The organism is Echinicola sp. 20G (genome assembly GCF_015533855.1).
Taxonomy (GTDB): domain Bacteria; phylum Bacteroidota; class Bacteroidia; order Cytophagales; family Cyclobacteriaceae; genus Echinicola.
In genome coordinates this window covers 3,855,504-3,870,467 of sequence record NZ_AP024154.1, presented here as the reverse complement: position 1 = coordinate 3,870,467, position 14,964 = coordinate 3,855,504, and the positions used below count along the sequence as shown (strand labels likewise).

Below are 14,964 nucleotides of genomic sequence, written 5' to 3'. Positions count from 1 at the left end.
TTAATAAATTTCCCTTTCGCAATCGATTGTTTGGATATTAAGAATTATTTTTTACCTTTCCGTTAAGTTATTCAAATGCTTGAATAATTCAACAATAGGTTTAATAGGTTTGATAGTAAAAAAAGGTCTGTACGATGTGCGGACCTTTTTTTGATTTTAGGGCATCCAGCAAGTTCAAAAAACCTTCTGATATTTTTAAACTAATCTTAAAGTGAGATTCTTCTCTCACTATTTAGAGTTCTTCAACTTTAAATAATATTCGCTCCTAAAAGTGCCTTGATCAAGTAATAAATATCTTGGTTAAGCGGCTAAGTAGTTCTGATAATATCATGGAATTTTCTTATGAAATACATAAAAAACACTAAAACATAAATTCAATTTTTAGAATACAAAGATCATTTATATAGTATCAACTTTTCTTTACAACCGTCAATATCTACAAAAATCACACTGGAAATACCCATTGAAAGTAAACCTATCTCCTGTTAAATTCTCTTAACCTTCAGAAAGCTGACCCAATAAATAAAATCTACCCCAAAACAAACATTAACAGCAAAGCACAACTAACTGCAAATCAGCAATTAATAAAAAATCACATAACACGGAATAAAATTTTGTGTTTCCTAATACCCTAAAAACCACTAGGGTTTAAATAGTATTCAAACCATCATTTTGGACCTTTTTACGGATATTTATATAACTAATAATTTTTTAGCCTGTTTTTTACCAAATAAAATTTTACAAATTCTTTTAACGAAATATAATTCTGAATAAATTAAAAATGTTAAAATTATAAAGCTTTTTTAACATTCATATAACCAAATTTAAAGTATTTATTTTATATTTGTGCCCATGCCCTAATTAGGCCTTTCGTGCTAGATGGGCTATCCACCTAAATCAAAACTTAAAACCGCATTTATGAAACTAGTTTTACAAACTTCAATAATAAGCCGTCGCTTATTATTGCTAGTGATGTTTCTAGCTACCTATTTGGCATTTAGCCAAGGAGTGTATGCACAACAATCAAACAACAGAATTCACATCACTGGTACCATCACCGACCAATCAGGTGAGTCTCTTCCTGGAGCCACTGTTTTGGTTAAAGGGACTTTAGTCGGCATATCTGCTGGCCCTGATGGAAACTTCTCTATCGATGTACCTACCAAGCCAAATCAACAACCAATATTGGTTGTGTCATTCATTGGTTTCAAATCCAAAGAAATTACCCTAGGTAACCAAACAAAATTAAAAATCACCCTTGAGGAAGACATCAATACCTTGGATGACGTAACCGTTATCGCTTACGGTAAAAGAAGCAAAGAAGAACTAATCAGTTCTGTTGCTTCCGTAAAAAGTGAAGATATCCAAGATATGCCAGCTGCAAACCTCGAAAACTTGCTTCAAGGACAAATGGCAGGTGTGGCTGTTACCAACCAATCTGGTTCACCAGGTGGAACGGGTACAATCATCAACATCCGTGGTCAAAACTCTCTAATGGTGGCTGGACCTGACGGTCAATTGATCAATGATGGTTCTCCTTTATATGTAGTAGATGGTATTCCGATCATTTCTGAAACCAATAGTAAAATGAGCACAAGTGGCTTAGCTGATATTGACCCTTCAACCATCGAATCTGTAGAAGTCCTAAAAGATGCCTCTGCGGCGGCACTTTATGGATCAAGGGCCAACAACGGTGTGATTCTTATCACCACCAAACAAGGTAAAGAAGGCAAGGCGGAAATCTCTGCCAATGTATCTAGGGGCTTCAGTATTTTACCTAGGACTCCTGTTCAGACCATTGGTAAAGCTGAAAGAGATGTAGCATTGCTATTTGCAAAAAATGCCACTGCTGCCTATTTTGACCCAGCTACCAGAGGGTATAGCTTACCTACTTCTTATGAGGACTCTTGGGGAAAATATGGGACTTATGATTATTTCTGGGGAAATGGTCGTATCAATGGACTTTATCAGCCAGCACTTCAGGATAGTTTAAACTCCTATTACAATAATAGCTCCAATTGGTGGGATTACTTCTTTCGAACAGGAAAAACGACCAATTCAAACGTTCAAATCAACGGAGGTTCTGAGCTGATGAAATACAATCTTGCTCTGGGTCATTATGATGAAGAAGGCATCATGGTTGGTACGGCTTTTGAAAGATATAACTTTTCTGCCAACCTGACCTTGACTCCAAGGAAGAACTTGACCATTACCTCTTTCAATTATTTCGCTTACACCAATAGAGGTAGAGGATCAAACAGCAGTAATGGATCTGCCAACATGGTCGGCTCTCCAAAGGCATCATCATCACTACTTTCGGTGAATAACTCAATTGCCCGCGAACAAGCAGCCAGAATTGCTGATACTGAAGTCAAAAACAATACTTATCGATTGCGTTCTGGCTTGAAAGTAAATCTGAATATTGCAAAGGGGCTTTCTTTCACTACTACACCATCAGTGGATTTTTCATTGGGTAAAAGCAATATTTTCACCCCTTCTTACCTAGATGACAGATTTGGAATGTCCACAGCTGTCAATCAAAACAATTCCAGCATTGTGCTTAATTGGGAAAACCTGTTAAACTATTTCATTACAATAGATCAGGATCATGAGTTTGAATTTTTGGCCGGACAAGGCTTAACCAGAAGAATCAATGAAACGGCATATGGTATGGGACGTGGCATGGCCAGTGATGACATCCATTATGTACCACTTCTTCCTGAGAACTCCATTGTCGTTGACCAAAATGGCAACCAAGTAGTAACACGAAACTTCTCTTCTACTTTCAATGAAACCTATTTGTTGAGTTATTTTGGCAGAATAGCCTACAACTACAAGAAGAAGTACCTAATCGAAGCTTCCATCAGAACAGACGGATCCAGTACCTTCGGTGAAGGCAAGCGTTGGGGAACTTTTCCTTCAGTAGCCACCGGTTGGAATTTTTCGGAGGAACCATTTATGGATGATGTATGGTGGTTGAATCAAGGAAAATTGCGTGGATCTTGGGGGGTTACTGGACTACAGTTCCAAAACCCTTACTTGGCCCATGGTACTGTTTCGGATGCCCATTCACCTTACTTTATGGGACAAGCAGGCCTTGCACCTGACATGGTTTCTTATAACAACCTTGCTTGGGAACAAGCCACTCAATATGACATTGGTTTGGACTTAGACTTTCTTGATTACAGACTACGTCTTGTTGCGGACTATTATTACAAATATAACGACGGCCAAATCTATGATGCTCCATTCCCAGGCGATGTATACTACCTCTCTTCTACATGGAGAAACACCTTCTCTACTTCCAACCAGGGGATCGAGTTGGGAATCCAATATGATGTGATCAGAGATAGGGCATTCACATGGAATACAAAACTCAACATCGCCAAAAACACCAACAGGTTTGAGGAAAGCTATAATGGCAATGATGTAGATGATTTCATCTTAGGTCGTCCCATCATGGGCTTTAATGTCTATATCCAAGATGGATACATCAATTCTGTGGAAGATCTACCAGTTTATTTTGATTCAGATGGATCTATCCAAAATTTAGGTTCTCCTAGCAGTCTTTATCCTGCCCAAGTTGGGATGAAAAATATCCTTGACCTGAACTCTGATGGCCGAATCAATGATTTGGACAAAACTTATGTAGGTAGTCCTATTCCAAAAATGAGTGGCGGATGGACCAATGATTTCAAGTATAAAAACTTCCGATTGAATATGTTGTTCACGTATACTTTAGGTAGATCGATTATCAATGCCGTCCCATATTCTGCTTACACCAATAGAAGGGACCCATATGCAGGAATATTACTTCTAGATTATAATGATGTGGACTTCTGGAACCAGGAATCCTATGAAGTTGAAGGCGAAAGCTATTCTCCATTCTTCCCGACTCCAAACCTTGGCTATTCTCCTCAAGCTGATGTGATGGTCAATACCAACATTGAGCAAGTCAATTGGATCAGATTAAAGAAACTGAACTTGTCTTACACATTTGACGAAAAACTTGTAAAGAAACTAGGAATTACTTCAACGAGACTATTCTTCACTGCTGAGAACTTGATGTTAATCACCAACTATTCAGGATTGGACCCAGAAGCTGTTCCTTACCCAGGCGTGGATCAACTTGATAATTATCCACTTCCAAGGGTATTCACTGCAGGTTGTACGCTAAAATTCTAAGCCAAATTCAGTCAAGAAATAAATCTTAATGACAAGCCCGCATTTAGAAATTATAATCAAGAGAGGACTTGTTTTAAAATATTGAGAAAATGAACATAAAACGATACTTAATTCTATTGGTTTGCTTTACAGCATTAGCCAGCTCGTGCACTGACTTGCTGGATGTAAAACCTGAGGATCGTCAATCTATAACAAATGCCTTTGATGATGACAGTGAATTGATGGGTTTTCTGATCACCATTCAAGGTGAAATCCAGTATATGATACAAGATGACCCTCACGTACCTATGGGAGCTGGAGCAGACCGATGCGATAATGTGGCCTACAGCAACCTAAGAGGACTCGTACCTGAAACGGTCAAAATATCGCTTTACTCAAGCTGGAAAGAATATTACGATGTCATCTACCTTTCTAACTTGATCTTGGAAAACATTGATCAAGCAGAAAGTAATATGACTGCTGACAGAATCAATTTCTACAAAGGACAAGCCTACTTTGCGAAAGGTTGGATGTACTTGGAGTTAGGCAGAATCTGGGGAAATGCCATCATCACCGAAGGTACCAATAATTTCGAAGCATATGGAAATAGTACCGATGAAGAAGTAATTGCAGAAGCCATCAAAAACTTAGAAATGGCCTATGAGCTATTGGGAGAATATGGCACTATGAAAGATGCCAATAATAACCTTTTGACCTCTAAGCAATATGGAAACAAAGGAGCAGCAGCTGCTCTTTTGGCTCATGCTTATGCGTGGCAAGGTAGTATGGCTGAGTTATACAATTGGGAATCTGTTTCTGCACAGGATGCTTACAATACTTCTATTGAATGGAGCACCAAACTGATCTCAGGCGAAGCTTCAGCTCCTTATGGCTTATCCAACAGCATTGAGGCAATGCTTAATGAAAACCTTGTCGGTTGGGATCCCGCTACTAGATTGGCAGCTCAAGAAAGTATTTTAGAGATTCAGAATTTCTATCAAACAGATAATTCTGGCGGATATGCAGATCCATTATTGGAAAAATACACAACATGGCCTGTAGACCTTAACGCATCCACTTCATACATCAACCAAAGCCGAGTGGCTTTTAAATATGAATCCTCTACAATTCAAGCGATGTATCCGGGAGCAGATGAAAGAAGAGAAGCTTACTTCTACAAAGTAGATTCTATGGCTGAAAAAGGATACCAATTTGCATACCCTTATAAAGTTAAAGAAGGTGTTTTCAGAGTGGTCAGTCAGACTACAGGCAGAACTACTATGACTGGTCTAAACTGTAACGAAATATTTATCAGGTTAGCTGGAATCTACTTATTGAGAGCCGAGTGTTATGTAAAAGTAGGAAATGCTGCAGCTGCCACTCAAGATTTAAATGTAATTCGTGCCAGAGCTAAGGCTGATTTGTATCCTGCTGCCGGAGATTCTGATTTACAGTATGCCATCTTTAGAGAAAGAGAAAAGGAATTGATGATGGAAAGAACCAGGTATTATGATGTAGTTCGAAACAACTATTTCCGTACTGAATTTTCTGAAGCTTTTGCTAACCTGACAGACCAGGACATCCAAGATGGTGCACTTTACCTTAACATCGGTCAAGCAGCATTTACTAACAATACCTTGTTGAAACAAAACATCTACTGGAACAGAACTGAATAGTTCTCATTTCCAGAGATATAAAATATATCAAAATGAAAAAAATCACATCACTGCTTTTGCTTACAGTTTCCCTGCTTTGGAGCTGTACTGAAAACAACCTGATTGATAGTGGAATTGCTGATGGTAATATTCCAGACAAAACCATGTACGAGTACCTGCAATCAGACAACTATAACTGGGCATTGACTGTTGAGATGATCAACCATGCTGACCTAGTTTCTCTGTTCAATGGTGAGGATGCAAACTATCCTGAGATCATGTTTATGGGACTTACCTCCCACTCTATCAGAAAGTGGCTTTATGAGCAAAACCTAACCGTTGTTGCAGAGGCTGATCCTGAAGTTTGTCGCGAAATCCTTTTAAGACATGTCTTTACTGACCTGTACATGAGAGATGATATTCCTGCCAGACAAGATGGAGGCGTAATGATCACTTCTGTAGGTGGGGCTGAAATCCAACTCTTCTCTGAAGAAGAGCTTGACCCCACTTATGGTGTGGGGCCAGTCTTGGTAAAGTTCACATCGGCTGATGGTTTTACAGTAAGAGATGCTCAAGTAGCCTCTGCTGACATTCATCCAGCCAATGGTATCGTTCACGCGATGCACTATGATTATATCATTGATCAATTACACTAAACAACTTGGAGACAAGTCAATTCAAAACTGATTATCAAATGAAAAGACTAATTATATATGTTTTTGTAGCCTTAGTGGGCTTCCTCAACGCAGGATGTAATGATACCCCAGTAGGCTATTTGGATACTGAAAATGCAGAATACCTTCCCAATACCATGATCATCAGAAAGGAATTGGACCCGGTGGCAGATCGAATTAGAATCCAAAATGAAGCTCCATGGGTTAGCACTAAAATTAGTGGTGTTATAGGCACCAACCCTTTGGTATTTAGCATTGTGGATGTAAAATCCGAGGATGTTGATGACGCTGCTGTAGAATATTTTCTCAATAATGTATACGTTCAAGGACTTGGTAGAATCTATTACCCAATCAATACAGATACTGAGCCAGGTTCTTACACGATCAGTCTTGGTGTTCAGAACTCTGGGGATTACTACCATGTAATTGAAAACGCCATGACCATCATCGTAGAATAAAAACAAAACTCTATGAACATTAAGCAAAACTTACTGCTCAGCCTTTCATTTATTATCGCAGCAGCGACAACAATAAATGCACAAGGAATCGAATTTAACAAAGGAACTTATACTGAAGCTTTGGCGGAAGCCAATGAAAGAGGTGTCCCATTGTTTATCGACTTCTATGCAGATTGGTGTGGGCCATGTAAAATGATGGACAAGCAAGTATTTGTTGATCCTGAATTGGGAACCTATTTCAATGAGCATTTTGTCTCTGTAAAGCTTAATACCGAGCACGAGATCAATGAAGAGTTGGTCAAAGAACTTGATATTAACTCTATGCCTACATTGATGTTTGTTGAAGGAGATGGAGAAGTGATTTCAAGAATCAGCGGTTCAATGAACATTGAGGAAATGTTGAAATTTGGAAAAACTGCAGCTGGAGACCTTAAGAGCTTTGAAGAAATCTATGATATCTACAAAAAAGATAAAGATAACTTCGAAGTGATGCAGGAACTGCTAAAATCCGCACCTTCTTTCGTCACCTTGCAAACTGGGATGGATAAGAAAAAATGGATTATCCGGATCGAAAACATCTTTGAAGATTATTTGGAAAAGAAGATGAATATGGGTGATGCTTTCATCAACGCCGATGACTATAGGTTGGTCAATAAATTTCATCAACCAGAAGGAGAGCATGATAAGGTCATTGAATTCATGGTGGCCAATATGGACAAATACATTGAGAATGTCGGTGTAGCTACAGCTTACTATGTGATTCGATACAACAACACTTTGGCACAAGATCTTGCCAAAAAGGGAGACACCCAATACTTGGAAATATTGGATAGAATAAATGGTGAAATGAAGTCTGCTTATGACGCAGTGGAGCAACATAATATCAGTCAGTATGAAATGGCTAAATTGGATTGTGATGCCCTTTATGCCTTATATGAAGAGAAAAATGTAGATAAGTACATTGAACTTAAAAATGCTTACTTCGAAGCAGATGGAGAAAAAGTGACACCAATATCCAAAGCAGCGGCTGCTCAGGCTATTTATTCTGTCGCAGGAAATAGTATTACAAATGATAACCATTCAGCAGCCAAAGAATGGATCATCGCATCTCTTTCAGGCGATAATCTCCCTTTAATGCAAAGAGTCAATATCATTGCACTCCTGGGGGATGTGAATAAACACATGGGACAATTTAAAGAAGCTGAGCAAGCTTATAACCAAGCCTATGCCGAAACTCTTCAAATGGATGAAAGCCGTACGCAAATGTACTTTCAACTCCAATTGAAGCGAAAGATCGAAATGCTCAATCTTGAATAGCATTTATCTTAATAAAGTATAGTATTAAAACAGGATGGGGATTCCCATCCTGTTTATCTATTTGCTCATTACCCTAATTAAGCTTTCAACTTTAAGTGAAGCTAAAAAACTAATCAGTATGAAAACAACCGCATTATACCTGAGCATTCTTGGCTGCTTTTTGAGCAATATCTTGTTTGCACAGGATGGTGAGCACATTGATGGACTTGTCAAAGGCCAATTGGACAATGGACTGACCTATTATATCATGAAATCCCACTTGCAGGATGATGAAGCTAGCTTTTATTTGGTTCAAAAAGCAGGTGCCATCTTGGAAGATGATAACCAAAACGGACTCGCTCACTTCTTGGAGCACATGGCATTCAACGGAAGTAAGCACTTCCCAAATGGCGTGGATAAATACCTTAAAAGCCAAGGTGTTGGGAAATACAATGCCTACACCGCTTATGATGAGACGGTATACAATATCGATAACGTTAATTCCGAAAATCAAGCTTTGGTGGACACTTGTATCTACTTACTCAGAGACTGGTGCGGTGACCTGCTATTGACCAAGGAAGAAATCGATAAAGAACGAGGTGTAATCCAGGAAGAATGGAGATCTCGGCTTAATGTAGGTAAAAGACGTCAAGAAGCTGTAGCTCCTTATGTTTTTTACAATACCAAATATGCGGAGCGTGATGTAATCGGTGATATGGATATCATCAACAACTTCAAACCTAAGACACTTAGATCTTTTTACGATAAATGGTACCGCGCTGACATGCAAGGGGTAATAATCGTGGGAGATATCGACGTAGAAGACATAGAAAAGAAAGTAAAGGAAATCTTTGGTGACTTGGAAGTAAGCCCAAATGCTCCTGCAGTTCCAGAAAAAATCCACATGGTCTCAAATGATGAGCCTTTCTATGTGGTTTTCAAGGACAAAGAAATCAGCAGAAACACAATCAAGCTTTTCTCAAGATTTGAACAACCAAAGTTTGAGAATTATGAAGAGCTTAGAAAAGAGTTGAAGTTAATTGAATATTTCAGTGAATTGGCCTATGACAGATTGGTAGAATTTGTCAATGCTGATCAGGAAAAATTCTTTACAGCGGACTTGGGAACTACAAAATTGCTTGGTGATTTCTATGCACATTCTATTTCAGTTACGCCTTTTCCTGGCAAAGACCAAGAAGCCTTGGAGCAGGTCTTGACAGTTTTTGAGCAGATTAAAAGATTTGGCTTCACAGAAGAGGAAGTAGAGAAGCAAAAGGAAAAAATGTATGAAAAGCTGGAAGCTGCCAGCAGCAATAAAGACAACTTCAAAAACTCCATTTATGTAAATAAATTCAAGGCCAACTTCTTTAATCAAGTTCCGATCAGCGACATTGAAGATGGAATTGATCACATCATGGAAGTTACGTTGGAGATAGAAGCAGAAGAAATCAACGAATGGGTAAAGCATGTTGACTTCAAAGAGAATTTATTGATCGAAATCAATGCGAGCGAAAAAGAGGAGAATATTCTATCTAAAAGTGATGTTCTTGCCTCTATACAAAATGTGGAGAAGGCTGATTTGGCTGAAAAGGAAGACATTAAGCAGATTGACCAATTAGTTGACTTTGAAATAACTGATGGCAGCATTGACAAAGTGGAAGAGCTAGAGCAATTTGGTGCTGAGGTTTGGACACTTTCTAATGGTGTCAAGGTTATTTATAAATATTCAGAGGAAGGTAAGGGAGACTTTGAATTGTATTCTCAAAGCAACGGTGGTAAATCTGTCCTAACTTCTGGAGAAATCCCTTCTGCAAATGCATTGGTTAAAATGGCTACTAAATCAGGGCTCTACAAATACGATAGAAACACCATGATGGCCTACATTACTGATAAAAAAATCAAGATCAGCTTGACGTTTGATGAATTGACAGAGGGGCTAAAAGGTGGCGCCAATGAAGAAGACGCTGATGTATTGTTCCAGTTTGTGCATTTGTTCTTGACAAACCCTAGGTTTAACGAAGAAGACTTCAATTCTTACAAACAAAAACTTCAGTACAAATTCAACCAGCAGTCCAACCCAATGGATGCAATCACTGAGGCCATTACTGAAGTGACATCAAAACCAAATGACAGAACTTGGAAACTAGGGGATGAATATTTTGAAGCCATGGACTTTGAAATCATGAAAGAAATTTTCAACAAGGCCTTTGGTGATGCGGATGATTTCACTTACTACCTAGTTGGAGATTTGGATAAGGACGTGGCCAAAGGATTGGTGAAAAAATACCTCGCTACCCTTCCTTCTGATCCAAACAAAGAAGCTGATGAATTCAAAGTATATGACTTTTCTGTAGCTGACAAGGTGATCAAAAAGGAATTTGAAGTGACCATGGCGGAAAACCGTGGAATCATTGATATCAGCTACTTGAACTCTTTTGATCTTTCAGAAAAGGAAACGGTTCAGTTAAATACTTTGATTTACACCTTGAGAAATCGTTATTTCAAAACTGTTCGTGAGGAGTATGGCGGAACTTACGGAGTAAAAGTAAAACCTATCACCTCTTCTTACCCTAAGAACAAGCAACAGATATCTATCAATTTTCAAACTGATGCCGATAGAGTGGACGAATTGAAGCCACTTATTTATCAAGAAATTGAAAACGTGAAGAAAGAAGGCATTTTTTCATTTGAATTAAATGAGGCAGTCAATCTCATGAAAAGAGCTCAAGAGCAAGCTCAAAAGCACAAAGGTGTTCCTTACTGGATGAACATTTTGATCAGCTACGAGCAACGCGGCCTAGATTTGACATCAACTGAGGAAATGGATAAAGCATTAAATGAAGTGACTATTGAAGACGTTCAGCAGTTTGCTAAAAAATTCTTCGATGCTGCGAAGCTTAGAGATATAGTGATCATACAAAGAGCTCCTCAAGTAGAAGAAGCTCATCACCATATGCAAGCGAGATGATTTTAATTTTGGTTTAGCAAAAAAGGATCCCAGATTTTCTGGGATTTTTTTTTGAATAAAGGTCCAAGTAGATAATTCAACTTGGACCTTTATAATTTTTGTAACTATTTACTGTATAGCTTGTACACTTCAGAACCTGCACTCAAAAAGGCACCTGTTCCATACACTTCAGATTTATCAGGAAATGCTTTACCTGGAGCAGCACCAATAGGCTGGACATAGCCTAGCATTCCTTCCGATGTAATGTGGCTGACCATGGCCATCCATCCTTTTCTCACCGCTGGCTCATATTTATCAGCTTCCAAAATCCCTTGGTTAATTCCCCACGCCAAGCCATATGTAAAGAAAGAAGATCCGCTTGTCTCTGGCGTTGGATAGTATTCTTGGCCCAAAAGACTCATAGCCCAATGCCCCTCAGGAGTCTGTAATTCCAACAACCGCTTGGCCATCTTCTTATAGATCTTTAGAAAATATTTGTACTCTTTCGACTGAGGGTCCAGTTCATTCATGATATTGACCAAGCCAGCAAACACCCAACCATTGCCTCGTGCCCAAAAAATCTTGGTGCCATTATCCAATTTGCCTATATAGCTTTGGTCCCTGTAGTAGAGGTCTTCCTTTTCATCATAAAGAAAATCAGTGGTGGCTTTAAATTCAGAAAGCATAAAGTCCAGGTATTTTTGCTCCCCAGTAATATTATACAATTTTGCCCAAACAGGTGGAGACATAAACAAGGCATCGCACCAATTCCACCTGTCCTGATGATAAGGAGTTCTCCATTCTAAAGAACTTACAGCTGGATGGTAAAGGATAAATCCAAATTGATCTTTGGTAGGCTTGAGCATGGATTCATCCTTGTACTTTTTATATAGATCTGCATAGAGCTGCCCCACCGTATGATCATCCGCATGGTACTGTCTTCTGTGCAGTTTCCATTCGGCATCTTCACCGATTTTCTTCAACCACTCATAATAACTATCATCACCTGCCATGGCTGCCCACTTGACCATTCCTACGTATAGGGCACCATTGGTCCAGTCCAAAGGGTGATGGGCTTTCTCATAACCAGGTGATCCTCCTTTGTAAAACTTAATTTGCCAGTCAGCGACCCGTTTCATCTCTTGCTTTACCGCTGCGGGGTCAATGGTTTGGGAAAATGATTGAAGACAAGTAAACCCCAAAGCCACCGCTATCAAGGTGACTTTGAATCCTTTAAAAACGTTCATTCTAATTGAGTTTATCTTAAAATTTTAATTTTGCCAATTATACCATATATCACAATAAATTCCTTTTAAAACTCCAGAAAAGGTATGATTTCTATTGATTTGACTAAGTCTGATACTTTTTTAAAATCATAACATTATACTTTATAACGATACATCTTTAGAAAGTAAAGTCACAGATAGCCACATTACATCCAAACTTTCATTAAATTGAATTTTGCAAAATCACTCTCATGAACGATAAATTACTTTCCTTAGCGCTTACCATTATTTTGGCCTTCTGCTTGGCTTGTAGTAAACCTGAAAATACTTCTACAGAACAATTTGACATTTTTATAAAAGGTGCACAAGTACTTGATGGAACAGGAGCACCGCCCTTCTATGCTAATATTTTGGTGAAAAATGGACTTATTCAAAAAATTGAACAAGATACAAGCAAACAGTTTCAGGCTGATGAACTGATCAATGCAAAAGGAAAAATACTGACTCCGGGTTTCATAGACACCCATGCGCACGGTAATCCATTGGAAACTCCTGACTTTAGAAATTTCTTAGCCATGGGCGTAACGACCATTTTCTTGGGCCAAGATGGATCAAGTCCGAGTACCGCAGACATTTCCGAATGGATGGACAAGGTAGATGCGTCACAACTAGGCCCTAATATAGGCATGTTTGTCGGTCATGGGACATTGAGAATGCTTTCAGGGGTAAAATATCAAACCACTCCGAAAGAGAACGATTTGGCTAAAATGGACAGCCTTCTTCAAATGGCAATGGATGCTGGTTGTTTTGGCTTAAGCACAGGGTTGGAATACAATCCAGGCTACCTTGCTGATAGTCTAGAACTGCTCGGTTTGGCAAAAATCGTTGGAGAAAACGGCGGCATGATCATGAGCCATATGAGAAATGAAGATGATGATGCCATGGAGAGATCCATTGATGAATTGTTACTGCAAGGGAGTTATTGCCCTGTACACATTTCACATATCAAAGTCGTCTATGCAAAAGGAGAAGAACGCGCCAATGAAATTCTTGAAAAATTAGAAATCAGCAGAAATGAGGGAAAAACCATTACTGCTGACATCTACCCTTATGAGGCCAGTTATACGGGCATTTCGATCTTATTCCCAGATTGGGCAAAAGCACCAGCCAATTATGAAGAAGTGGTTAAAAATAGAAGAACAGAATTAGAAAACTATCTGAGGAACCGTGTCAACAAACGAAATGGTCCAGAGGCAACATTGATCGGATCTGGACCATATAGCGGAAAGAACTTAGCAGAGATTGCAGTAATGCTCAAAAAGCCTTTTGAAAAAGTACTGGTGGATGATATCGGCCCTTCCGGAACAAGCGCAGCTTATTTCGTCATGGATGAAACAGTGATGAAAACATTCTTAAAAGCACCATTCATCAATGTATGCTCTGACGGAAGCCCCAACTCAAGCCATCCACGAGGATATGGAACTTTTGCTAAAATCATAGAAAATTATGTAATGAAAGACAGACTATTAACCTTGCCTGAAGCCATCCACAAAATGACAGGAATGCCAGCCAAAACCGTAGGAATTACTGATAGAGGTTTGATCAAAGAGGGCTATAAAGCAGACCTTCTCGTCTTTCAGCCTGGTGAAGTAAAAGCAAAAGCAACTTATGAAAAAGCGGATCAGCTAGCCGAAGGTTTTGACCTTGTGATCGTCAATGGAGAGATAACGAAATCAGGAAATAAATTTTCAGAAGGTAATGGGCAAATCATAAAGAAAAAATGAGCAAGCTGATTGTCCTACTCTCTACATGCTTATTGCTCTTTTCATGCCAATCGCCTAAAAACAGGCCATTAAACATTGCTACAGCTGCGAATATGCAATTTGCAATGAAAGCATTAATTGAGGACTTTTCCCTGCAAACTGGAATTGAATGTGAAATGGTCACCAGTTCTTCCGGCAAATTAACAGCTCAGATAATAGAAGGCGCACCATACGATATTTTTGTAGCAGCCAACATGAAGTATCCCAAAGCTATTTTTGATGCTGGTTTAGGAGAAAAATCACCTCAAATCTATGCACTTGGCAAGCTGGTGCTTTGGTCCGCCAAGGAGGAAAAGCATATAGATCTAACCGAGTCCACCTGGTCCACTGTCTCTCACATTGCTGTCGCCAATCCCAAAACAGCTCCCTACGGTGAAGCCGCAATCCATGCACTTCAGCAGCTGGAAATATATGATGAACTGGAAAACAAGTTGGTCTTTGGAGAGAGCATCTCTCAGACCAACCAATTTATCCTTTCGGGAGTCGCAGAGCTTGGGTTTACTGCAATGTCAGTAGTAAAATCACCTGCCATGAAAAGTAAAGGAGCTTGGATCAAGGTTCCCGACAGCTTATATCAATCAATTGAACAGGGGGTCATCCTGATCAAAAAGGAAGAAGGAAATAGTGAAAATGCCAGTAAGTTTTATGAGTTTCTATTTTCCCAAAAAGCCCACGAAATCTTAAAGGAGTATGGATATGAAATTCCTGCTTGATCTTTTTA

Annotated in this window: 9 protein-coding genes; 8 read left to right on the top strand and 1 reads right to left on the bottom strand. The window is 39.1% G+C overall.

Annotated features, from left to right (window positions below):
* Window positions 1–918: 918 nt before the first annotated feature.
* From JL001_RS15795 to JL001_RS15770, 6 genes are all read left to right on the top strand, one after another.
* A complete protein-coding gene (locus JL001_RS15795) occupies window positions 919–4,185 on the top strand; it encodes a SusC/RagA family TonB-linked outer membrane protein (protein WP_200977780.1) in 3,267 nt (1,088 codons plus the stop codon).
* An 89-nt stretch (window positions 4,186–4,274) separates the two neighbouring features.
* Window positions 4,275–5,840 carry a RagB/SusD family nutrient uptake outer membrane protein gene (locus JL001_RS15790; protein ID WP_200977778.1) on the top strand — a complete coding sequence of 522 codons (1,566 nt, stop codon included), beginning with the start codon at window positions 4,275–4,277 and terminating at the stop codon, window positions 5,838–5,840.
* Window positions 5,841–5,872: 32 nt separating this feature from the next.
* Window positions 5,873–6,475: a hypothetical protein gene (locus JL001_RS15785; RefSeq protein WP_200977776.1), complete on the top strand. Its 603-nt coding sequence runs from the start codon at window positions 5,873–5,875 to the stop codon at window positions 6,473–6,475.
* Between the two features lie 38 nt (window positions 6,476–6,513).
* A complete protein-coding gene (locus JL001_RS15780; RefSeq protein ID WP_200977774.1) occupies window positions 6,514–6,951 on the top strand; it encodes a hypothetical protein in 438 nt (145 codons plus the stop codon).
* Between the two features lie 12 nt (window positions 6,952–6,963).
* Window positions 6,964–8,268, top strand: coding sequence for a thioredoxin domain-containing protein (locus JL001_RS15775; protein ID WP_200977772.1), 1,305 nt, complete (start codon window positions 6,964–6,966; stop codon window positions 8,266–8,268).
* A gap of 118 nt (window positions 8,269–8,386) precedes the next feature.
* On the top strand, window positions 8,387–11,215 hold the full coding sequence (locus tag JL001_RS15770; RefSeq protein ID WP_200977770.1) for a pitrilysin family protein: 2,829 nt from the start codon (window positions 8,387–8,389) through the stop codon (window positions 11,213–11,215).
* 104 nt (window positions 11,216–11,319) lie between these two features.
* Here JL001_RS15770 and JL001_RS15765 read toward each other — a convergent pair whose 3' ends face one another.
* The gene (locus JL001_RS15765) at window positions 11,320–12,441 is read right to left on the bottom strand and encodes a glycoside hydrolase family 105 protein (protein WP_200977768.1); all 1,122 of its coding nucleotides are present in this window, start codon (window positions 12,439–12,441) and stop codon (window positions 11,320–11,322) included.
* Between the two features lie 230 nt (window positions 12,442–12,671).
* On the opposite strand from JL001_RS15765, the gene JL001_RS15760 reads away from it, so the two are divergent.
* The gene (locus JL001_RS15760) at window positions 12,672–14,204 is read left to right on the top strand and encodes an amidohydrolase family protein (RefSeq protein ID WP_200977766.1); all 1,533 of its coding nucleotides are present in this window, start codon (window positions 12,672–12,674) and stop codon (window positions 14,202–14,204) included.
* On the top strand, window positions 14,201–14,956 hold the full coding sequence (gene modA, locus JL001_RS15755) for a molybdate ABC transporter substrate-binding protein (protein ID WP_200977764.1): 756 nt from the start codon (window positions 14,201–14,203) through the stop codon (window positions 14,954–14,956). The genes JL001_RS15760 and modA overlap by 4 nt, the downstream gene beginning before the upstream one ends.
* The last annotated feature ends 8 nt before the right edge of the window (window positions 14,957–14,964 follow it).